Origin of the sequence: Enterobacter sp. ECC-019 (genome assembly GCF_043974075.1) — a bacterium.
Classification (GTDB): Bacteria; Pseudomonadota; Gammaproteobacteria; order Enterobacterales; family Enterobacteriaceae; genus Enterobacter; species Enterobacter asburiae_D.
On sequence record NZ_CP143759.1, the window covers coordinates 2,238,763 to 2,261,950 of the forward strand.

17 protein-coding genes are annotated in these 23,188 nt (G+C 56.2%); 16 read left to right on the forward strand and 1 reads right to left on the reverse strand.

Annotated features, from left to right (window positions below; all coding sequences use genetic code 11):
* Window positions 1-49 precede the first annotated feature (49 nt).
* The 11 genes from aroA (at window position 50) to V1566_RS10505 (ending at window position 12,966) form a co-directional block, all read left to right on the forward strand.
* Window positions 50-1,333 (forward strand): 3-phosphoshikimate 1-carboxyvinyltransferase, encoded by a 1,284-nt coding sequence (gene aroA, locus V1566_RS10455; protein WP_395305811.1) that lies wholly within the window; start codon window positions 50-52, stop codon window positions 1,331-1,333.
* Window positions 1,334-1,518: 185 nt separating this feature from the next.
* Window positions 1,519-2,202 (forward strand): (d)CMP kinase, encoded by a 684-nt coding sequence (gene cmk / locus V1566_RS10460; RefSeq protein WP_013097305.1) that lies wholly within the window; start codon window positions 1,519-1,521, stop codon window positions 2,200-2,202.
* A 111-nt stretch (window positions 2,203-2,313) separates the two neighbouring features.
* Window positions 2,314-3,987 (forward strand): 30S ribosomal protein S1, encoded by a 1,674-nt coding sequence (gene rpsA, locus V1566_RS10465; protein WP_014169387.1) that lies wholly within the window; start codon window positions 2,314-2,316, stop codon window positions 3,985-3,987.
* A gap of 170 nt (window positions 3,988-4,157) precedes the next feature.
* Window positions 4,158-4,445, forward strand: a complete 288-nt coding sequence (ihfB, locus tag V1566_RS10470) for an integration host factor subunit beta (RefSeq protein WP_008499965.1) — start codon at window positions 4,158-4,160, stop codon at window positions 4,443-4,445.
* 214 nt (window positions 4,446-4,659) lie between these two features.
* Window positions 4,660-6,924 (forward strand): ComEC family protein, encoded by a 2,265-nt coding sequence (locus V1566_RS10475; RefSeq protein WP_395305812.1) that lies wholly within the window; start codon window positions 4,660-4,662, stop codon window positions 6,922-6,924.
* A gap of 36 nt (window positions 6,925-6,960) precedes the next feature.
* Entirely contained in the window at window positions 6,961-8,712 is a 1,752-nt protein-coding gene (gene msbA, locus V1566_RS10480; RefSeq protein ID WP_395305813.1) for a lipid A ABC transporter ATP-binding protein/permease MsbA, read from the forward strand.
* Window positions 8,709-9,686, forward strand: a complete 978-nt coding sequence (gene lpxK / locus V1566_RS10485) for a tetraacyldisaccharide 4'-kinase (RefSeq protein WP_395305814.1) — start codon at window positions 8,709-8,711, stop codon at window positions 9,684-9,686. The genes msbA and lpxK overlap by 4 nt, the downstream gene beginning before the upstream one ends.
* Window positions 9,687-9,730: 44 nt before the next feature.
* A complete protein-coding gene (locus tag V1566_RS10490) occupies window positions 9,731-10,960 on the forward strand; it encodes a winged helix-turn-helix domain-containing protein (RefSeq protein ID WP_395305815.1) in 1,230 nt (409 codons plus the stop codon).
* A gap of 45 nt (window positions 10,961-11,005) precedes the next feature.
* Entirely contained in the window at window positions 11,006-11,188 is a 183-nt protein-coding gene (gene ycaR / locus V1566_RS10495) for a protein YcaR (protein ID WP_006174474.1), read from the forward strand.
* A complete protein-coding gene (gene kdsB, locus V1566_RS10500) occupies window positions 11,185-11,931 on the forward strand; it encodes a 3-deoxy-manno-octulosonate cytidylyltransferase (RefSeq protein ID WP_023311001.1) in 747 nt (248 codons plus the stop codon). The genes ycaR and kdsB overlap by 4 nt, the downstream gene beginning before the upstream one ends.
* 141 nt (window positions 11,932-12,072) lie before the next feature.
* On the forward strand, window positions 12,073-12,966 hold the full coding sequence (locus V1566_RS10505) for a YcbJ family phosphotransferase (RefSeq protein ID WP_023311002.1): 894 nt from the start codon (window positions 12,073-12,075) through the stop codon (window positions 12,964-12,966).
* On the opposite strand, the gene elyC is transcribed toward V1566_RS10505, so the two are convergent.
* Window positions 12,943-13,722 (reverse strand): envelope biogenesis factor ElyC, encoded by a 780-nt coding sequence (elyC, locus tag V1566_RS10510; protein WP_395305816.1) that lies wholly within the window; start codon window positions 13,720-13,722, stop codon window positions 12,943-12,945. The genes V1566_RS10505 and elyC overlap by 24 nt on opposite strands.
* A gap of 124 nt (window positions 13,723-13,846) precedes the next feature.
* On the opposite strand from elyC, the gene cmoM reads away from it, so the two are divergent.
* The 5 genes from cmoM to ldtD all read left to right on the forward strand — a co-directional run bounded on the left by cmoM (window position 13,847) and on the right by ldtD (window position 23,090).
* The gene (gene cmoM, locus V1566_RS10515) at window positions 13,847-14,626 is read left to right on the forward strand and encodes a tRNA uridine 5-oxyacetic acid(34) methyltransferase CmoM (RefSeq protein ID WP_023311004.1); all 780 of its coding nucleotides are present in this window, start codon (window positions 13,847-13,849) and stop codon (window positions 14,624-14,626) included.
* A 3-nt stretch (window positions 14,627-14,629) separates the two neighbouring features.
* Window positions 14,630-15,952 carry a chromosome partition protein MukF gene (gene mukF / locus V1566_RS10520; protein WP_023335133.1) on the forward strand — a complete coding sequence of 441 codons (1,323 nt, stop codon included), beginning with the start codon at window positions 14,630-14,632 and terminating at the stop codon, window positions 15,950-15,952.
* A complete protein-coding gene (gene mukE, locus V1566_RS10525; protein ID WP_134349221.1) occupies window positions 15,933-16,637 on the forward strand; it encodes a chromosome partition protein MukE in 705 nt (234 codons plus the stop codon). The genes mukF and mukE overlap by 20 nt, the downstream gene beginning before the upstream one ends.
* Window positions 16,637-21,088, forward strand: coding sequence for a chromosome partition protein MukB (gene mukB, locus V1566_RS10530; protein WP_395305817.1), 4,452 nt, complete (start codon window positions 16,637-16,639; stop codon window positions 21,086-21,088). The genes mukE and mukB overlap by 1 nt, the downstream gene beginning before the upstream one ends.
* Before the next feature lie 178 nt (window positions 21,089-21,266).
* Window positions 21,267-23,090 carry a L,D-transpeptidase gene (gene ldtD, locus V1566_RS10535; RefSeq protein WP_395305818.1) on the forward strand — a complete coding sequence of 608 codons (1,824 nt, stop codon included), beginning with the start codon at window positions 21,267-21,269 and terminating at the stop codon, window positions 23,088-23,090.
* Window positions 23,091-23,188 lie beyond the last annotated feature (98 nt).

The following is a 23,188-nucleotide window of genomic DNA, read 5'->3' on the forward strand; positions in this document are numbered from 1 at the left end:
CAGCGTCCCTGCGGGGTTTTTATTATGTTGAGTTGAGAGTTTAGTTTTCATGGAATCCCTGACGTTACAACCTATCGCGCGGGTAGATGGCACCATTAATCTGCCTGGTTCAAAAAGTGTCTCGAACCGCGCTTTGCTGCTGGCAGCTCTGGCAAACGGCACCACCGTCCTCACTAACCTGCTGGACAGCGATGACGTGCGCCATATGCTCAATGCGCTGAAAGCGTTGGGCGTTCATTACACTCTCTCCGACGATCGTACCCGCTGCGAAGTGACCGGCAACGGCGGCGCGCTGCGTTCGGGCGAAGAGCTTGAGCTGTTTCTGGGCAATGCGGGTACCGCGATGCGCCCGCTGGCGGCGGCCCTGTGCCTGGGGAACAACAACATCGTGCTGACCGGCGAGCCGCGCATGAAAGAGCGTCCGATTGGTCACCTGGTGGATGCCCTGCGTCAGGGCGGCGCGCAGATTGAGTATCTGGAGCAGGAAAACTATCCGCCACTGCGTCTGCGCGGTGGTTTTACCGGCGGTCACGTCGAGGTTGACGGCAGCGTTTCCAGCCAGTTCCTGACGGCACTGCTGATGACCGCGCCGCTGGCACCGCAGGATACGGTTATCACCATTAAAGGTGAGCTGGTCTCCAAACCGTACATTGATATCACGCTGCACCTGATGAAAACCTTCGGCGTTGGGGTGGAAAACCAGTCTTATCAGCGCTTCGTGGTGCGCGGGGCGCAGCAGTACCAGTCTCCGGGCAACTACCTGGTTGAAGGGGATGCGTCATCCGCGTCCTACTTCCTGGCCGCGGGTGCGATTAAAGGCGGCACGGTAAAAGTGACCGGTATTGGCCGTAACAGCGTGCAGGGCGACATCCGTTTTGCGGACGTGCTGGAAAAAATGGGCGCCATTGTCACCTGGGGCGATGACTTCATCTCCTGTACCCACGGCGAGCTGAACGCCATCGACATGGACATGAACCATATCCCGGATGCGGCGATGACCATTGCCACGGCGGCGCTGTTCGCCAAAGGCACCACCACGCTGCGTAACATCTACAACTGGCGCGTAAAAGAGACGGACCGCCTGTTCGCAATGGCGACAGAGCTGCGAAAAGTCGGTGCCGAGGTGGAAGAGGGCGAAGACTATATTCGCGTGACCCCGCCGGCAAAACTGCAGTTTGCGGAAATCGGCACCTACAACGATCACCGTATGGCGATGTGCTTCTCGCTGGTGGCGTTGTCAGACACGCCTGTCACCATTCTTGACCCGAAATGTACCGCGAAAACCTTCCCGGACTACTTCGAACAGCTGGCACGCATTAGCACGCTGGCCTGATAACGTATTGCCGCATCATCCGATGCGGCATTTCCTTACGCTTCATTACGAACACCTCCGCTCATTTCTTCTACACTCTGCTTCAATCATTCCGTAATTTGCACGCAAAGGTAACAGTTGCGCACGTTGGCGCGTATAATGCGCGGCGTTCATGTAAACGGTATGCCTTATTTAAGGAGAAAAAGATGACGGCAGTTGCCCCGGTAATCACCATTGATGGGCCGAGTGGCGCAGGGAAAGGTACTCTGTGCAAAGCGATGGCGGAAGCATTGCAATGGCATCTTTTAGATTCGGGAGCAATCTATCGCGTGCTGGCGCTGGCCGCGCTGCATCATCACGTGGATGTCGCGTCTGAAGAGGCGCTGGTTCCGCTGGCCGCGCATCTGGATGTGCGTTTCGTGTCGACCGATGGCAACCTGGAAGTCATCCTTGAAGGGGAAGACGTGAGCGGCGAAATCCGTACTCAGGAAGTGGCGAATGCGGCCTCCCAGGTCGCCGCCTTCCCGCGCGTTCGTGAGGCGCTGCTGCGTCGTCAGCGCGCGTTCCGTGAAGCCCCGGGTCTGATCGCTGACGGACGCGATATGGGAACCGTGGTCTTCCCTGATGCGCCTGTGAAAATTTTCCTCGACGCCTCTTCGGAAGAACGTGCTCAACGCCGCATGCTTCAGTTGCAGGAAAAGGGGTTTAGTGTTAACTTTGATCGCCTTTTATCCGAGATAAAAGAGCGCGATGACCGCGATCGTAACCGCGCCGTCGCCCCACTTGTTCCTGCAGAAGATGCATTAGTTCTGGATTCAACCAGTTTAACTATTGAGCAAGTGATTGAAAAAGCGCTACAATATGCGCGCCAAAAACTGGCACTCGCGTAATCGCGACCGATTTAGTAGTACCCCCGCTGCAATGGATTGACGGCGGGTATGTGAAACAACCCCATCCGGCACGGAGCCAGGTGGACGTTAATATTAACCTGAAGATTAAACATGACTGAATCTTTTGCTCAACTGTTTGAAGAATCCTTAAAAACAATCGAAACCCGCCCGGGTTCCATCGTTCGCGGTGTTGTTGTTGCTATCGACAAAGACGTAGTACTGGTTGACGCCGGTCTGAAATCTGAGTCCGCCATTCCGGCAGAGCAGTTCAAAAACGCCCAGGGCGAGCTGGAAATCCAGGTAGGTGACGAAGTTGACGTTGCTCTGGACGCAGTAGAAGACGGCTTCGGTGAAACCCTGCTTTCTCGTGAGAAAGCTAAACGTCACGAAGCATGGATCACGCTGGAAAAAGCTTACGAAGAAGCTGAAACTGTGGTCGGTGTTATCAACGGCAAAGTTAAAGGTGGCTTCACTGTTGAGCTGAATGGTATTCGTGCGTTCCTGCCAGGTTCTCTGGTAGACGTTCGTCCAGTTCGTGACACTCTGCACCTGGAAGGCAAAGAGCTTGAATTCAAAGTAATCAAGCTGGACCAGAAGCGTAACAACGTTGTTGTTTCCCGTCGTGCCGTTATCGAATCCGAAAACAGCGCAGAACGCGATCAGCTGCTGGAAAACCTGCAGGAAGGCATGGAAGTCAAAGGTATCGTTAAGAACCTCACTGACTACGGCGCATTCGTTGACCTGGGCGGCGTTGATGGCCTGCTGCACATCACCGACATGGCGTGGAAACGCGTTAAGCACCCAAGCGAAATCGTGAACGTGGGCGACGAAATCACTGTTAAAGTGCTGAAGTTCGACCGCGAGCGTACTCGTGTATCCCTCGGCCTGAAACAGCTGGGCGAAGATCCATGGGTAGCTATCGCTAAGCGTTATCCAGAAGGTACTAAACTGACTGGTCGCGTAACCAACCTGACTGACTACGGCTGCTTCGTTGAAATCGAAGAAGGCGTTGAAGGTCTGGTGCACGTTTCCGAAATGGACTGGACCAACAAAAACATCCACCCATCCAAAGTTGTTAACGTTGGTGATGTAGTGGAAGTGATGGTTCTGGATATCGACGAAGAACGTCGTCGTATCTCCCTGGGCCTGAAACAGTGCAAAAACAACCCATGGCAGCAGTTCGCGGAAACCCACAACAAGGGCGACCGTGTTGAAGGTAAAATCAAGTCTATCACTGACTTCGGTATCTTCATCGGCCTGGACGGCGGCATCGATGGCCTGGTTCACCTGTCTGACATCTCCTGGAACGTTGCAGGCGAAGAAGCAGTTCGTGAATACAAAAAAGGCGACGAAATCGCTGCAGTTGTTCTGCAGGTTGACGCAGAGCGTGAGCGTATCTCCCTGGGCGTTAAGCAGCTCGCAGAAGATCCGTTCAACAACTGGGTTGCACTGAACAAGAAAGGCGCAATCGTAAACGGTAAAGTGACTGCAGTTGACGCTAAAGGCGCAACCGTAGAACTGGCTGACGGCGTTGAAGGTTACCTGCGCGCTTCAGAAGCTTCACGTGACCGCGTTGAAGATGCCACTCTGGTTCTGAACGTAGGCGACGATGTTGAAGCTAAGTTCACCGGTGTTGACCGTAAGAACCGTGCAATCAGCCTGTCTGTTCGTGCTAAAGACGAAGCTGATGAGAAAGATGCAATCGCAACTGTTAACAAACAGGAAGATGCAAACTTCTCTAACAACGCAATGGCTGAAGCTTTCAAAGCAGCTAAAGGCGAGTAATATCAGGTTCTCAGCATCATTTGCGCTGTAACGCATTTACAGCGCGAAGGATGAGGAGCAAACTTGACAGATTGCAGGATTCGTCCTGTAATCAATAACAAAGGGCGGCTACGGCCGCCCTTGTTTAATGAGCTGTTCAGCTAATTGGTTTGAAAGGAACCGGAGGAATCATGACCAAGTCAGAATTGATTGAAAGACTTGCCAGTCAGCAACCGCATATCCCTGCCAAGGCAGTGGAAGATGCCGTAAAAGAGATGCTGGAGCATATGGCCTCCACTCTTGCCCAGGGCGAGCGCATTGAAATCCGCGGTTTCGGTAGTTTTTCTCTGCACTATCGTGCTCCACGTACCGGGCGTAACCCGAAAACTGGTGATAAAGTTGAGCTGGAAGGTAAGTACGTTCCACACTTTAAGCCGGGTAAAGAACTGCGCGATCGCGCTAATATTTACGGCAACTGAGTTTAACCGGCCGGTTAAACTGGGTTCGAAAGAAAGCACCTGCGGGTGCTTTTTTTGTCTCTGTCGCTTTCATTCTGAAGGTGCCCTGCATTTTTCGTTTCATTTTCTGCAACCCGATAAAAACAGCACAGCGTGTGCCGTAAAACACATGCTTCTCATCTGACAACTCGCTCTGCCTGCTTACATACTGCACCCCTGAAACAGGGAGGTAGCAATGGGAATTCCCGCTCTTAGCGTCTGCGTCATTCTGGCAATAGCTCCGTTACTCTGGTTACCTGAACTGCCATCACGTCATACCGTTTGGCTAATGATTGTTGGCGGGATCGCGATGGCCGCAACGCGCAACGTACGACTGAAGTATGTCGGGATCGCGTTGTTATTCTGCGTATGGGGTATGCTTGCCGCGCAGGAGAGCGTCTGGCCGATGCAGCATTTAACCACGGGTGCTGTGCAGGCTGAGGTAGCGATCACCGCCACAGATGGCGCAACGCTGCATCAGGGAAGCATTCTTAGCGTAGATGGCAAACGCTGGTGGGCCTCCACCGGCGTAACGCTGTATGGCAATTATTTGCCAAAGAAAGCATGTGCCGGTCAGCGCTGGAGCATGACGCTCAGGCTCAGGCCTGCTCACGGCGAATTGAACGACGGCGGATATGATTCTCAGCGCAGCGCTTTTGCCCGACACCAAACGCTGAGCGGGCGCTTCATCCGTGCTGAACTCGTCGATGGGCGCTGCAGCCTGCGAGCGCAATACCTGATGTCATTGCAAAACCGACTTTCTGCTTACCGCTGGGGAGCGGTTATCCTCGGGCTGGGGATGGGGGAACGTCTGGATGTGCCCCGGGAAATAAAAGACCTGATGCGTGAAACCGGGACGCTGCATTTGATGGCGATTTCGGGTCTGCATATCGCGCTGGCGGCATCCCTCGTCTGGTTACTCACACGTGGACTCCAGTTTTTATTACCCAGCCACCGGGTCCACTGGCAAATGCCGCTCCTTGCCGGGTTATGCTTTGCCGCTTTCTACGCCTGGCTTACCGGTCTGCAACCTCCTGCGCTACGAACGGTCATCGCGCTTGCTGTGCTTGCAATGTTGCGGATCGCTGCCCGTCAATGGTCTTCCTGGCAGGTATGGGGATGCTGTATCGCAGCGATCCTGATAAGCGATCCCTTAGCCGTACTTTCGCAGAGTTTGGCTCTATCCGCATTTGCCGTTGCCGCGCTGATTTTCTGGTTTCAGTGGCTGCCTCTTCCTGACTGGCCGCGGGCTCGACGTATTCGGCCGCTACTGAACCTGATCTCTCTGCAGATTGGCATGCTGATGCTGCTCATGCCGTTACAGGTCCTGATTTTCCATGGCTTCAGCATCTCCTCCCTGGTCGCGAATCTTTTTGCCGTTCCCCTGGTGACGTTTGTCTCCGTGCCGCTGATCCTGCTCGGTATGCTGCTTCATCTGTTACCGCTGACGGCGCTGGAAAGCGTCGTCTGGTTCGCAGCCGATAAGTCACTTGCGGGGTTGTTCTGGCTCCTCATGCGCCTGCCTGACGGTTGGCAGACTGTCGATCAACGCTGGCAGTACATGACGTTACTGCCCTGGTTTTCCATCATCGGCTGGCGCTTTCGTGTCTGGAAAACCCTTCCTGCCGTGTGCCTTGCAGGAAGTGTCTTACTCACATTTCCTCTCTGGCGAACGGCAAAAAGCGAGAGCTGGACGCTACATATGCTGGATGTAGGGCAGGGGCTGGCGATGGTCATTGAACGGCAGGGGAAAGCCATTCTCTATGATACCGGGCTCGCCTGGCCGGAAGGGGATAGCGCGCAGCGGTTAATTATCCCGTGGCTTCGCTGGCATCACCTGCGCCCGGAAGGTGTTATTCTCAGTCATGAACACCTCGACCATGCGGGAGGTCTCACATCGTTGCAAAAAGAGTGGCCTGACGTGTGGGTAAGAAGCCCATTGCGCCAGGCGGACCATCGCCCCTGTTTTCGTGGACAGAGGTGGCGATGGCAGGGACTCACCTTCACTGTCCACTGGCCCCCTGAAAATTACCCGGCTCAGGGGAACAACCGTTCCTGCGTGGTAAAGGTGGACGACGGTGAGCAGAGTGTTCTGCTAACAGGGGACATTGAAGCGCAAGCGGAACAGGCTATGCTTAGCCATTACTGGCGCTATCTGAGATCCACGCTCATACAGGTGCCCCATCATGGCAGCAATACTTCGTCTTCATTGCCGCTGGTGCAGCGGGTGGAAGGTCAGATCGCCCTGGATTCAGCGGCCCGCTATAACGCATGGCGATTCCCGTCGGCAAAAGTTGTTCGACGATATCGAAAAGAGGGGTATATCTGGCATGATACCCCTCATTCTGGACAAATATCGGTGACATTCTCGCAACATCACTGGCAAATCCGGCGCTTGCGAGAGCAATTTTTACCCGTTTGGTATCATCAGTGGTTTGGCGCGCCCGTAGATAACGGGTAGAATATGCGGCTATTTCAACGAATGCTGGTTTTTTGAATGCATAACGACAAAGATCTCTCCACGTGGCAAACGTTCCGCCGACTCTGGCCGATGATTGCCCCTTTCAAAGCAGGCTTGATCGTGGCGGGCGTAGCGTTAATCCTCAACGCAGCCAGCGATACTTTTATGCTATCGCTCCTCAAACCGTTACTGGACGACGGTTTTGGTAAAACGGATCGCTCAGTGCTGCTATGGATGCCGCTGGTGGTTATCGGGCTGATGATCTTACGCGGTATCTCCAGCTATATCTCAAGCTACTGTATCTCCTGGGTATCAGGAAAAGTGGTCATGTCTATGCGCCGCCGTCTCTTCGGCCACATGATGGGCATGCCGGTTGCGTTCTTCGACAAGCAGTCTACCGGGACGCTGTTGTCGCGTATTACCTATGATTCAGAGCAGGTTGCCTCTTCCTCTTCCAGCGCACTGATTACCGTTGTGCGCGAAGGCGCATCGATCATCGGCCTGTTTATCATGATGTTCTATTACAGCTGGCAGCTGTCGCTCATCCTGATCGTATTGGCTCCGATTGTCTCCATCGCTATCCGCGTCGTGTCTAAGCGTTTCCGCAATATCAGTAAGAATATGCAGAATACGATGGGGCAGGTCACGACCAGCGCGGAACAGATGCTGAAAGGCCATAAAGAAGTTCTGATTTTCGGTGGGCAGGAGGTTGAAACCAGGCGCTTCGATAAAGTCAGCAACAAAATGCGTCTGCAGGGAATGAAAATGGTTTCAGCCTCTTCAATCTCTGATCCGATAATTCAGCTCATTGCCTCTCTGGCGCTGGCGTTTGTTCTTTATGCGGCAAGCTTCCCGAGTGTGATGGAGACGCTGACGGCGGGCACCATTACCGTGGTCTTCTCCTCAATGATTGCCCTGATGCGTCCGCTAAAATCGCTCACAAACGTGAACGCTCAGTTCCAGCGCGGGATGGCTGCATGCCAGACCCTGTTCAGCATTCTGGATTCCGAGCAGGAAAAGGATGAAGGTAAGCGCGTGGTTGAGCGTGCAAATGGAGACGTTGAATTCCGTAACGTGACCTTTACCTATCCAGGCCGCGAAGTGCCTGCTCTGCGTAATATCAGCCTGACTATTCCGGCGGGTAAAACCGTTGCGCTGGTAGGCCGTTCCGGTTCGGGTAAATCGACCATTGCCAGCCTGATTACGCGTTTCTACGACATCGATGAAGGTGAAATCCTGTTAGATGGTCACGACCTGCGGGAGTATACCCTGCAGTCGCTGCGTAACCAGGTTGCGCTGGTCTCTCAGAACGTGCATCTGTTTAACGATACGGTCGCCAACAACATCGCTTACGCACGCACTGATGTGTACAGCCGCGAGCAGATTGAGAATGCCGCGCGTATGGCCTACGCAATGGACTTTATCAATAAGATGGATAACGGTCTGGATACCATCATTGGTGAAAACGGTGTGCTCCTCTCCGGAGGCCAGCGCCAGCGTATTGCGATTGCGCGTGCGCTGCTGCGTGACAGCCCAATTTTGATTCTGGACGAAGCGACATCCGCGCTGGATACAGAATCTGAACGCGCTATCCAGTCTGCGCTGGACGAACTGCAAAAGAACCGTACCTCACTAGTGATTGCGCACCGTCTGTCGACTATTGAGCAGGCTGATGAAATTGTCGTAGTTGAGGATGGCATCATTGTTGAACGCGGAAGCCATGCTGATTTGCTGGAACACCGTGGCGTTTACGCCCAGTTGCATAAGATGCAGTTCGGTCAACAATGATTGCACGCATCTGGTCCGGTGAATCTCCGCTGTGGCTGCTGCTTTTGCCGCTCTCCTGGTTATACGGCCTGGTGAGCGGCACTATCCGTCTGCTTTACCGGCTGGGGCTGAAGCGTGCCTGGCGCGCGCCGGTTCCGGTTGTGGTTGTCGGTAATCTTACGGCGGGCGGCAACGGGAAAACGCCGGTGGTGATCTGGCTGGTGGAGCAATTGCAAAAACGCGGTATCCGCCCGGGGGTGGTATCGCGCGGATATGGTGGTAAAGCAGCGCGTTATCCGCTGCTGCTGACGGCGGAAACCACGACCGCCGAAGCGGGTGATGAACCGGTATTGATTTTCCAGCGTACGGGCGCACCGGTTGCGGTCTCCCCAGTGCGCAGCGACGCCGTCCAGGTGCTGCTTGCCGAACACGCGGTGCAAATCATTATCACTGACGATGGCCTGCAGCATTACGCCCTGGCGCGTGATAAAGAGATTGTGGTCATCGACGGCGTTCGCCGTTTCGGTAACGGCTGGTGGCTGCCGGCTGGCCCCATGCGCGAACGCGCTTCGCGTCTTAAATCCGTTGATGCGGTGATTGTTAACGGTGGTGAGGCACGCGCGGATGAAATCCCGATGCACCTGCAGCCGGGTCTGGCGATTAACCTGGTGACGGGGGAACGCCGGTCGGTTGCTGAGCTGCCTTCACTGGTGGCGATGGCGGGTATTGGCCATCCGCCGCGCTTCTTCGCGACGCTGGAACAGTGTGGTGCCCGGCTGGAAAAACGCGTTCCGCTGGCCGACCACCAGGCGCTGGTGGAAGGGCAGGTAGACGCCCTGACCGTACCCGGGCAGTCGCTGATCATGACCGAAAAAGATGCGGTGAAATGCCGTGCCTTTGCGAAAGATAACTGGTGGTATCTGCCGGTTGACGCTGAACTCAGCGGCGAGCAGCCGGAACACTTGCTCCAGGAACTGATTGCGTTGGTGCAGTAAAGGCTTACGCGGTTCTGGTGGCGCTTTGACTGACAGGAAAACGCATGTCTTTACCGCAACTCTCGCTTTCAGCCGCACGTCATTTACACCTTGCCGCGCAGGGGCTGCTCAAAAAGCCCCGCCGCCGCGCGCAGCCTGCCGATATTCTCTCTACCGTCCAGCGCATGTCGCTGCTTCAAATTGATACCATTAACATTGTGGCCCGTAGCCCTTACCTGGTCCTGTTTAGCCGCCTGGGAAATTATCCTTCGCAGTGGCTGGATGAGGCGCTCAGCAAGGGGGAGTTAATGGAGTACTGGGCGCACGAAGCCTGCTTCCTGCCCCGCAGCGATTTTGCCCTGGTTCGCCACCGTATGCTTGCCCCGGAAAAGATGGGCTGGAAATACCGACAGGCGTGGATGCTGGAACATGCGGCCGAAATTGAGCAGCTAATCGCGCATATTCAGGATAACGGTCCCGTACGCTCCGCCGATTTTGAACACCCGCGCAAAGGCACCAGCGGCTGGTGGGAGTGGAAGCCGCATAAACGTCATCTCGAAGGGCTGTTTACCTCTGGCAAAGTCATGGTGATTGAGCGGCGTAATTTTCAGCGCGTCTACGACCTGACGCATCGCGTGATGCCGCACTGGGACGACGAGCGTGACCTGCTTACCCAGGAGGCGGCCGAGGCCATCATGCTGGAGAACAGCGCCCGCAGCCTGGGGATTTTCCGCACCCAATGGCTGGCAGATTATTATCGTCTTCGCCAGCCCGCGCTGAAACCGCTGCTGGACATATGGCAACGCGAACAGCGCGTCATCCCCGTCACGGTGGAAACGCTGGGCGAAATGTGGCTGCATGCGGATCTCCTCCCGCTACTGCCTCTGGCCCTGGAGGGGAAACTTCAGGCAACCCACAGTGCGGTGCTGTCGCCTTTCGACCCGGTCGTCTGGGACAGAAAACGCGCCGAGCAGCTGTTCGATTTTAGCTACCGACTGGAATGTTACACCCCGGCTCCAAAGCGCCAGTATGGTTACTTTGTTCTCCCGCTGCTGCATAAGGGGCAACTGGTCGGGCGCATGGACGCCAAAATGCACCGCAAGACCGGCACGCTTGAAATCATTGCGCTTTATCTGGAAGAGGGCGTCAGGGTGACGGCGAGCCTGGAAAAAGGGTTAACGTCCGCCATTAGCGAATTCGCGCGCTGGCAGGGTGCCCGCGACGTGATGCTGGGCCGGGTACCCGACGGGCTGTTTACAACCTGTCGAAGTGGCTGGGAAACAGGCACTCCCTGAAAAGGGAATGTGTTAAGCTTTAGCGATTACCCATACGGAGGAACTATGGATCACCGTTTACTTGAAATTATTGCCTGCCCGGTATGCAACGGCAAACTCTACTACAGCCAGGACAAACAGGAGCTGATCTGCAAGCTGGACAGCCTGGCTTTCCCGCTGCGTGACGGCATTCCGGTACTGCTGGAAAATGAAGCTCGTTCCCTGGTGGCAGAAGAGAGCAAACCATGAGTTTTGTTGTCATTATTCCTGCGCGTTATGCCTCAACGCGTCTGCCGGGTAAACCGCTGGTGGATATCAACGGCAAGCCGATGATTGTGCATGTTCTTGAGCGTGCGCGTGAATCCGGTGCCGATCGTGTGATTGTTGCTACCGATCATCCTGACGTCGCCCGTGCGGTTGAGGCGGCAGGCGGTGAGGTATGCATGACCCGCGCCGATCACCAGTCCGGCACCGAGCGTCTGGCGGAAGTGGTTGAGAAATGTGGTTTTAGTGATGATACGGTCATCGTTAACGTGCAGGGTGACGAGCCAATGATCCCGGCGGTGATTATCCGTCAGGTGGCAGAAAACCTGGCTCAGCGTCAGGTTGGTATGGCGACGCTCGCGGTGCCTATTCACCACGCTGAAGAGGCATTCAATCCGAATGCGGTGAAGGTGGTCATGGATGCCGAAGGCTATGCGCTCTATTTCTCGCGCGCCACGATCCCCTGGGATCGCGATCGCTTTGCGCTCTCTAAAGAGACCATCGGTGATACCTTCCTGCGTCATATTGGGATCTACGGCTATCGGGCCGGTTTTATTCGTCGATATGTTACCTGGGCGCCGAGTCCGCTGGAGCATATCGAAATGCTGGAGCAGCTTCGCGTGCTCTGGTACGGCGAAAAAATTCACGTTGCCGTTGCCAGCGAAGTGCCTGGAACGGGCGTTGATACGCCGGAAGATCTTGAGCGCGTCCGCGCCGAGCTGCGCTAATACCGCCTGCGTCCCTCCTGACGGGGGGATGTCCTCTCCCCGTTAATTCCCCTTTCTTTTTCCTATTTGATCTCTTCCGGGTGACATCTTCCTTCAGGACGCTCATTATAAAAGCAGTAGTCTTAATGGGGGTAATCTCATATGGAACAGCTGCGTGCCGAACTTAGCCATCTGCTGGGTGAGAAATTAAGCCGGGTCGAATGCGTGAGTGAAAAGGCCGATACCGCGCTTTGGTCGTTGTATGACAGTCAGGGCAACCCAATGCCGCTGATGGCCAGAAGTTTCACCTCGCCGGGCGTTGCCAGGCAGCTTGCATGGAAAATGTCGATGCTGGCGCGGGAGGGGACCGTCCGTATGCCGACGGTGTACGGCGTGATGACGCACGAGGAACACCCCGGCCCGGACGTGCTGCTGATTGAGCGCTTGCGCGGCGTGCCCGTTGAAGCGCCTGCGCGCACGCCGGAACGCTGGGAGCAGTTAAAAGACCAGATTGTCGAGGCGCTGCTGGCCTGGCACCGTCAGGATAGCCGCGGGCTTGTCGGTCCGGTCGACAGCACTCAGGAGAACCTGTGGCCGCTGTGGTATCGCCAGCGGGTTGAAGTCCTGTGGGGGACGCTTAACCAGTTCAACAATACCGGTTTAACTATGCAGGATAAGCGCATTCTGTTTCGCACCCGCGAGTGCTTACCAGCGCTGTTCGACGGTTTTAATGACAACTGCGTGCTGATCCACGGTAATTTCACCCTGCGCAGCATGCTCAAAGACTCCCGCAGCGATCAGCTTCTGGCGATGTTGGGGCCGGGGATCATGCTCTGGGCTCCGCGCGAATACGAGCTGTTCAGGCTCAGCGACAGCGGGGCGGCGGAAGGTTTGCTGTGGCACTACCTTCAACGCGCGCCTGTTGCAGAAGCGTTTCTCTGGCGGCGCTGGCTTTACCTGCTCTGGGACGAAGTCGCGCAGTTGGTCAACACCGGACGTTTTAATCGCGCAAACTTCGATCTGGCTACAAAATCACTCCTGCCCTGGCTCGCCTGACGATCCTTTCAGCCACTGCCAGAGGCGTCCGAGCGTCTCATAACCGACGCGATCGCTATGCATCAGCCACGCCGGGGATGGGATAGCCCGTTCCCACGGGTTGAGCGGCGCGTCGATGGCCATCTGGTTTGCCGGTGCGGGAAGCGGGTGCAGGCCTTGCTTCTCAAAGAAAATCATCGCGCGCGGCAGGTGTGAGGCGGAGGTCACCAGTAAGAACGGGACATCGCCAATCGCCTGCTTCACTGCGGCAGCCTCTTCTTCGGTATCTTTTGGAGTGTCGAGAGTGATAATTGAGGAGCGCGGCACGCCGAGTGTTTCCGCGACTCTGGCACCTGCCTCAGCCGTACTCACCGGGTTCGTTTTGGCCGCCGCGCCGGTGAAAATCATTTTTGATCCCGGATTCGCGAGCCACAGGCGAATGCCTTCGTTTAGCCGTGGCAGGCTGTTGTTGATCAGGTTTGAACTGGGGGCCCAGTCAGGATCCCAGGTATATCCGCCGCCCAGCACCACGATGTACGCCACTTTCTGATTTCCCTGCCATGTTGGGTACTTGTTTTCGATGGGGCGTAACAGACCATCCGCGACCGGCTGCAGGCTTAACAGCAGCAGGACAAACCAGCCGAGCGTAATAAGCGTTTTGCCACTCTTCTGAAAGCGACTGAACCACACCAGCGCCAGCCCCAGCGCGATGATGATGAGCAGCAGCGGAAGGGGAAGCATCATCCCTCCAATGTATTTCTTAAGGGTAAAAAGCATCCTTTTTGGTTCCTTTTTTGACCATATAGCAGGTGATTACCCGTGATATTACACCAGAGAGGTTCATTCTCCGCGCGGGTGTGACAAAATAGCGGTTTTGCAGTTAGCGAGTGGAACTCTCCCAATGCGGGATCGCAATTTTGATGACATCGCGGAAAAGTTTTCGCGCAACATTTATGGCACCACGAAAGGGCAGCTCCGTCAGACGATCCTCTGGCAGGATCTGGACACCATTCTGGCTACCTTTGGTGGTCAAACGTTGCGCGTGCTGGACGCCGGTGGCGGTGAAGGGCAGACGGCGATAAAAATGGCCGAGCGCGGTCATCACGTCACGCTTTGCGATCTTTCTGCTGAAATGGTCGCCCGTGCGACGCGTGCTGCTGAAGAGAAAGGTGTGAGCGACAACATGCATTTTATACAATGCGCCGCTCAGGACATCGCGCAGCATTTGGAAACCCAGGTTGATCTGATATTGTTTCATGCGGTGCTGGAGTGGGTTGCCGATCCGCAAAGCGTGTTACAAACCCTGTGGTCGATGTTACGCCCGGGCGGCACGCTGTCGCTGATGTTCTACAATGCTAACGGCTTCCTGATGCACAACATGGTTGCAGGAAACTTCGACTATGTGCAGGTCGGGATGCCCAAAAAGAAAAAGCGCACGCTTTCCCCGGACTATCCGCGCGATCCACAGCAGGTTTATGGCTGGCTGGAAGCGATTGGCTGGCAGATTGTCGGGAAGACGGGCGTCAGGGTGTTTCATGATTATCTGCGTGAAAAACACAAACAGCGTGACTGTTTTGACACCTTAACAGAATTAGAAACGCGGTATTGCCGTCAGGAGCCTTTTATCAGCCTTGGCCGCTATATTCACGTCACCGCGCACAAGCCGCAGATGCAAGGATAACCTATGAGTGAATTTTCCCAGACAGTCCCCGAACTGGTTGCCTGGGCCAGGAAAAACGATTTCTCCATCTCGCTGCCGGTAGACAGACTCTCTTTCCTGCTGGCGGTTGCCACGCTGAACGGCGAACGGCTGGACGGTGAAATGAGCGAGGGTGAACTGGTGGATGCGTTCCGCCATGTCAGTGATGCGTTTGAGCAAACCAGCGAAACCATTAGCGTGCGTGCCAACAACGCGATCAACGATATGGTGCGTCAACGTCTGCTGAACCGCTTTACCAGCGAGCAGGCGGAAGGAAACGCCATCTATCGCCTGACGCCGCTGGGCATCGGCATCACCGATTACTACATCCGCCAGCGTGAATTTTCCACGCTGCGTCTTTCCATGCAGCTCTCGATCGTGGCGGGTGAGCTTAAGCGCGCCGCCGACGCGGCGGATGAAAACGGTGACGAATTCCACTGGCACCGTAACGTCTATGCGCCGCTGAAATATTCGGTGGCCGAGATTTTCGACAGTATCGATCTCACCCAGCGCCTGATGGACGAACAGCAGCAGCAGGTTAAAGACGATATCGCGCAGCTGCTGAATAAAGACTGGCGAGCGGCCATCTCCAGCTGTGAACTTCTGCTGTCAGAAACCTCCGGCACGCTGCGTGAACTCCAGGATACGCTGGAAGCCGCAGGGGACAAGCTGCAGGCTAACCTGCTGCGCATCCAGGATGCGACGCTGGCGCATGACGATCTGCATTTTATCGACCGTCTGGTGTTCGATCTGCAGAGCAAACTCGACCGCATCATCAGCTGGGGCCAGCAGTCGATCGACCTGTGGATCGGCTACGACCGACACGTGCATAAATTTATCCGTACCGCGATTGATATGGATAAAAACCGCGTCTTTGCTCAGCGTCTGCGTCAGTCGGTGCAGACCTATTTTGATGCGCCGTGGGCGCTGACCTACGCCAGTGCCGATCGTCTGCTGGATATGCGTGATGAAGAGATGGCGCTGCGCGATGAAGAGGTGACTGGTGAATTGCCGCCGGATCTGGAATACGAAGAATTCAACGAAATTCGCGAGCAGCTTGCGGCGATGATCGAAGAACAGCTCGCTGTCTACAAAACCAGACAAGTGCCGCTGGATCTTGGGCTCGTGGTGCGCGACTATCTGGCGCAATATCCACGCGCTCGCCACTTCGACATTGCCCGCATTGTGGTAGACCAGGCGGTGCGCCTGGGCGTCGCACAAGCAGATTTCACCGGACTGCCGCCGAAGTGGCAGCCAATTAACGATTACGGAGCCAAGGTACAGGCGCATGTCATTGACAAATATTGAACAAGTGATGCCGGTTAAGCTGGCACAGGCGCTGGCGAATCCGTTATTTCCGGCGCTGGACAGCCAGCTGCGTGCCGGTCGTCACATTGGCTTAGACGAGCTGGATAATCACGCCTTTTTGATGGACTTCCAGGAGTACCTGGAAGAGTTTTACGCACGCTACAACGTGGAGCTTATTCGCGCGCCGGAAGGGTTTTTCTACCTGCGCCCGCGCTCCACGACGCTGATTCCGCGTTCCGTCCTCTCCGAGCTGGATATGATGGTCGGCAAAATTCTTTGCTACCTCTACCTCAGCCCGGAACGTCTGGCGAATGAAGGGATCTTCACCCAGCAGGAACTTTACGACGAGCTGTTGACGCTGGCTGATGAGAGCAAGCTGCTTAAGCTGGTGAACAACCGCTCCACGGGGTCGGATCTTGACCGTCAGAAATTACAGGAAAAGGTTCGCTCTTCCCTGAACCGTCTGCGTCGTCTGGGGATGGTCTGGTTTATGGGCCACGACAGCAGCAAATTCCGCATTACGGAATCTGTCTTCCGCTTCGGCGCCGACGTGCGTGCGGGCGATGACGCGCGTGAAGCGCAGCTTCGCATGATCCGCGACGGTGAAGCGATGCCGGTGGAAAACCATTTGCAGCTCAATGATGAGCATGAAGAGAATCAGCCGGATAGCGGGGAGGAAGAGTAATGATTGAACGCGGTAAATTTCGCTCACTGACGCTGATTAACTGGAACGGCTTCTTTGCCCGAACCTTCGATCTGGATGAGCTGGTGACGACGCTCTCCGGCGGTAACGGTGCGGGTAAATCCACCACCATGGCGGCATTTGTGACGGCGCTGATCCCCGATCTGACGCTGCTCCACTTCCGTAACACCACCGAAGCGGGGGCAACAAGCGGCTCCCGCGATAAAGGTCTGCACGGTAAGCTGAAGGCCGGCGTCTGTTATTCGGTTCTGGACGTCATTAACTCCCGTCATCAGCGTGTGGTGGTGGGCGTGCGCCTGCAGCAGGTCGCCGGTCGCGACCGTAAAGTGGATATCAAACCGTTTGCGATCCAGGGTCTGCCAACGTCCGTGCAGCCGACGTCGCTGCTGACGGAAACCCTGAACGAACGTCAGGCGCGCGTGCTGACGCTGCAGGAGCTGAAGGACAAGCTCGAAGCTATCGAAGGTGTGCAGTTCAAGCAGTTCAACTCCATTACCGACTACCACTCGCTGATGTTCGATCTGGGCGTGGTGGCGCGTCGTCTGCGCACGGCATCAGACCGTAGCAAATACTACCGCCTGATCGAAGCGTCTCTGTACGGCGGTATCTCCAGCGCGATTACCCGCTCCCTGCGCGACTACCTGCTGCCGGAAAACAGCGGCGTGCGTAAGGCCTTCCAGGATATGGAAGCGGCGCTGCGTGAAAACCGCATGACACTGGAAGCGATTCGCGTGACCCAGTCTGACCGCGACCTGTTTAAACACCTGATCAGCGAAGCCACCAACTACGTGGCGGCGGACTACATGCGCCACGCCAACGAGCGCCGGGTGCATCTCGATCAGGCATTAGAATACCGTCGCGAGCTGTTTACCTCCCGTAAACAGCTGGTGGCCGAGCAGTACAAGCACGTCGAAATGGCGCGCGAGCTGGGCGAGCACAACGGTGCAGAAGGCGATCTGGAAGCCGACTATCAGGCCGCCAGCGACCACCTGAACCTGGTGCAGACCGCGCTGCGTCAGCAGGAAAAAATCGAGCGCTATGAAGCGGACCTCGATGAGCTGCAGATTCGTCTCGAGGAGCAGAATGAAGTGGTGGCTGAAGCCGCCGACATGCAGGAAGAGAACGAAGCCCGCGCCGAAGCCGCCGAGCTGGAAGTGGATGAGCTGAAAAGCCAGCTTGCCGATTACCAGCAGGCACTTGACGTGCAGCAGACGCGAGCGATTCAGTACACCCAGGCATTGCAGGCATTACAGCGTGCGAAAGAGCTGTGCCATCTGCCTGACCTGACGCCGGACAGCGCCGACGAGTGGCTGGATACCTTCCAGGCCAAAGAGCAGGAAGCCACCGAGAAACTGCTGTCCCTCGAACAGAAAATGAGCGTCGCGCAAACGGCGCACAGCCAGTTTGAGCAGGCTTATCAGCTGGTGGTCGCAATTAACGGCCCGCTGGCGCGTAACGAAGCCTGGGACGTTGCCCGTGAACTGCTGCGCGACGGTGTGAACCAGCGCCATCTGTCCGGGCAGGTTCAGCCGCTGCGTATGCGTCTGAACGAGCTGGAGCAGCGCCTGCGCGAGCAGCAGGAAGCCGAGCGTCTGCTGGCGGAATTCTGCAAGCGTCAGGGAAAAAATTACGATTTCGACGAGCTTGAGGCCCTGCATCAGGAGCTGGAAGCGCGTATTGCGGCCCTGTCCGATACCGTATCAAACGCCAGCGAACAGCGTATGACGCTGCGTCAGGAACTGGAGCAGATTCAGTCCCGTTCGAAGACGCTCTTGCAGCGAGCGCCGGTCTGGCTGGCGGCTCAAAGCAGCCTGAATCAGCTCAGCGAGCAGTGCGGCGAGCAGTTCGAATCCAGCCAGGAAGTGACCGAATACCTGCAGCAGCTACTGGAGCGCGAGCGTGAAGCCATTGTTGAGCGTGACGAAGTGGGCGCCCGCAAGCGCGACGTCGATGAAGAAATTGAGCGCTTAAGCCAGCCGGGCGGTTCAGAAGATCCGCGCCTGAATGCGCTAGCCGAGCGTTTTGGCGGCGTGCTGCTGTCCGAGATTTATGACGACGTTGGCCTTGACGATGCCCCGTACTTCTCCGCGCTGTACGGTCCATCCCGCAACGCGATTGTGGTCCCGGATCTGTCGCTGATTTCTGAGCAGCTTGCCGGCCTGGAAGATTGCCCGGAAGATCTCTACCTGATCGAAGGGGATCCGCAGTCGTTCGATGACAGCGTATTCAGCGTCGATGAGCTGGAAAAAGCGGTGGTGGTGAAAATCGCCGATCGTCAGTGGCGTTATTCCCGCTTCCCTGAGCTTCCGCTGTTTGGCCGCGCCGCGCGCGAAAGCCGCATCGAGAGCCTGCACGCCGAGCGTGAGACGCTGTCTGAACGTTTTGCGACCCTGTCGTTTGACGTGCAGAAAACCCAGCGTCTGCATCAGTCGTTCAGCCGCTTTATCGGCAGCCATCTTGCCGTGGCGTTTGACGCAGATCCAGAAGCCGAAATCCGCAAGCTCAATACCCGCCGTGGCGAACTGGAACGTGCCATTGCCAGTCATGAAAGTGATAATCAGCAGAGCCGCGTTCAGTTTGAACAGGCGAAAGAGGGCGTCGCTGCCCTTAACCGCATTCTGCCGCGCCTGAATCTGCTGGCGGATGACACGCTGGCTGACCGTGTGGATGAGATCCAGGAGCGTCTGGATGAAGCGCAGGAAGCCGCGCGTTTCGTTCAGCAGCACGGCAATCAACTGGCGAAACTGGAGCCCGTCGTGTCTGTACTGCAGAGCGACCCGGAGCAGTTCGAGCAGTTAAAAGAAGATTATGCCTGGTCGCAGCAGGTGCAGCGCGAAGCGCGTCAGCAGGCGTTTGCCCTGACGGAAGTGGTGCAGCGTCGGGCCCACTTTGGCTACTCCGATTCAGCTGAAATGCTGAGCGGTAACAGCGACCTGAACGAAAAACTGCGTCAGCGCCTTGAACAGGCGGAAGCGGAACGTACTCGCGCCCGCGAAGCGATGCGCAGCCACTCTGCTCAGTTGAACCAGTACAACCAGGTGCTGGCCTCGCTGAAAAGCTCCTTCGATACCAAGAAAGAGCTGTTAAACGATCTGCAGAAAGAGCTTCAGGACATCGGCGTGCGTGCCGACAGCGGGGCAGAAGAGCGCGCGCGTATTCGTCGTGACGAGCTGCATTCTCAGCTCAGCAATAACCGTGCGCGTCGTAATCAGCTGGAAAAAGCGCTGACCTTCTGTGAAGCGGAAATGGATAACCTGACCCGTCGCCTGCGCAAGCTGGAGCGCGACTACTTTGAGATGCGCGAGCAGGTCGTGACCGCCAAGGCGGGCTGGTGCGCAGTGATGCGCATGGTGAAAGACAATAATGTTGAGCGTCGTCTGCACCGTCGTGAACTGGCGTACCTCTCTGCCGATGAGCTGCGTTCCATGTCGGATAAAGCGTTGGGTGCGCTGCGTCTGGCGGTGGCGGATAATGAACACCTGCGCGACGTGCTGCGTATGTCGGAAGATCCAAAACGTCCGGAACGTAAAATTCAGTTCTTCGTGGCGGTTTACCAGCACCTGCGCGAGCGTATTCGTCAGGACATCATCCGTACCGACGATCCGGTCGAAGCCATCGAACAGATGGAAATCGAGCTGGGTCGCCTGACGGAGGAGCTGACCTCCCGCGAGCAGAAGCTGGCGATCAGCTCCCGCAGCGTGGCGAATATTATTCGTAAAACCATTCAGCGTGAGCAAAATCGTATCCGCCAGCTGAACCAGGGTCTGCAGAGCGTGTCGTTTGGCCAGGTGAACAGCGTGCGCCTCAACGTCAACGTGCGTGAAGCCCACGCGACGCTGCTGGAAGTGCTTTCTGAGCAGCACGAGCAGCACCAGGATCTGTTCAACAGCAACCGTCTGACCTTCTCCGAAGCGCTGGCGAAGCTGTATCAGCGTCTGAACCCGCAGATTGATATGGGGCAACGTACGCCGCAAACCATCGGTGAAGAGCTGCTGGACTACCGTAACTACCTGGAAATGGAAGTTGAGGTAAACCGTGGCTCAGACGGCTGGTTGCGTGCGGAATCCGGGGCGCTCTCTACCGGTGAAGCGATCGGTACCGGGATGTCAATTCTGGTGATGGTCGTACAGAGCTGGGAAGATGAAGCGCGCCGCCTGCGCGGCAAAGACATCTCGCCATGCCGACTGCTGTTCCTCGATGAGGCGGCGCGTCTTGATGCCCGCTCAATTGCCACGCTGTTCGAGCTTTGCGAACGTCTCGATATGCAGCTCATTATCGCGGCACCTGAGAACATCAGCCCCGAGAAGGGCACCACCTACAAACTGGTGCGTAAAGTATTCCAGAACAGCGAACACGTTCACGTTGTGGGGCTGCGTGGCTTTGCGCCGCAGCCGCCGGAGTCATTGCCGGAAACCACGGCGGACGCTTCCTGAAGTGTCTTCTGACCCGAAGCGGCGCACTGGCGCCGCTTTTTTTTTAAACTTAACTTGTGCTTAGGGCCGCGTTATCTTTAAACTTCTTTACATAAGGTAAGGCAACAGCTTAGCCGTCTACCTATAATGAAAGAAAGCCCCAACGTGATGGGCATGTCGTGAAAACAGGGGGCAAGGGATGTTGCTTAAGAAAGAATGTGGTCGTCAGCTGTCTGCGCTGAGTTTATGCCTGGCAGTGATGTTTGCTCCGCTGTTAACCGCCCAGGCCGACGAGCCTGAAATTGTGCCGACTGACAGCTCGGCAACGACAGGCGCGCAGCCAACGTCGTTGTCCCAGCCGCTGGACCAGTCTCCGGCGACGGCTATCATGGCCGGTATTAAACCGCTGCCGGAAGGCATCGACGCTGAATCGCTCAGTCAGCAGCTGCAGTCGGAGCTGCCGTCAGGCTACACGCCTGTCTATATCAATCAGCTCACGCTCCTCTATGCTGCCCGCGATATGAAACCGATGTGGGAAAATCGCGATGCCGTGCGCGCCTTCCAGCAGCAACTGGCGGAGGTCGCGATTGCAGGGTTTCAGCCGCAGTTTACAAAGTGGGTTGAGTTGTTAACCGATCCTGCCGTCACCGGGCAGGCACGGGACGTGGTGCTTTCCGATGCCATGATGGGCTACCTGCAGTTCGTGGCGGGTATTCCGGTCAACGGCAACCGTTGGCTGTACAGCGATAAGCCGTACAAGCTGGCGACGCCGGCGCTGTCGGTGATAAACCAATGGCAGTTAGCGCTGGATAACGGCGAACTGCCGCGCTTTATTGCCAGCCTGGCACCGGCGCATCCACAATATGCCACTCTGCACCAGTCGCTCCTCGCGCTGGTAGGGGACACGCGTCCATGGCCGCAAATGCGCGGTACCGCGACGCTGCGTCCGGGACAGTGGAGTAGCGATGTTCCCGCCCTGCGCGAGATCCTGGCGCGTTCCGGTATTCTGGAAGGCGGGCCAAAGATTGCTCTTCCGGGTGATGATCCACAAAGCGTCGCCGTCAGCCCGTCAGCTCCTGTGAAAGAGAAGAAAGCCGTTGTCCTGAGCGACAAACCCGCGGCTTACGATCGCGAGCTGGTTGCGGCCGTTAAGCAATTCCAGGCCGCTCAGGGGCTGGGGGCTGATGGCGTCATTGGCCAGACGACGCGCGACTGGCTGAACGTATCGCCTGCACAGCGGGCAGGGGTGCTGGCGCTCAATATCCAGCGTTTGCGCTTGCTGCCGGGAACGCTCTCTACCGGGATTATGGTAAACATCCCGGCGTATTCCCTGGTCTATTATCAGGATGGTAGCGAAAAACTGGCGTCGCGCGTGATTGTCGGGCGTCCGGATCGTAAAACACCGATGATGAGCAGCGCGCTGAATAACGTGGTGGTTAACCCGCCGTGGAACGTACCGCCGACCCTGGCGCGAAAAGACATTCTGCCGAAGGTCTGGAACGATCCGGGTTATCTGGAACGTCATGGCTATACGGTGATGCGTGGATGGAACAGTAAAGAGGCTATCGATCCTTATATGGTCGACTGGTCGACGATCACTGCGTCGAATCTGCCGTTCCGTTTCCAGCAGGCTCCTGGGGCGCACAATTCTTTAGGGCGCTACAAATTCAATATGCCGAGTTCAGAAGCTATCTACCTGCACGATACGCCGAACCACAACCTGTTCCAGAAAGATACTCGCGCGCTGAGTTCTGGTTGCGTGCGTGTGAATAAAGCCTCGGAGCTGGCAAATATGCTGTTGCAGGATGCGGGCTGGAACGATACGCGTATTTCGGATGCCCTGAAACAGGGGGATACGCGTTACGTTAATATCCGCCACAATATTCCGGTCAATCTTTATTATCTGACGGCGTTTGTAGGCGAAGACGGGCGTACCCAGTATCGTACAGATATTTACAATTATGATCTCACCGCGCGATCTGGCGCACAAATTTTGCCAAAAGCGGAACAATTAATCAGGTAAATGAAGCAGTTCGGGAAAAATGATTGTCGTAAGTTATGGTGAATAAGGGGCTATATCGCTGTAAGCCGCGGATTCACTGGGGTTGGGCGCCTTGACGT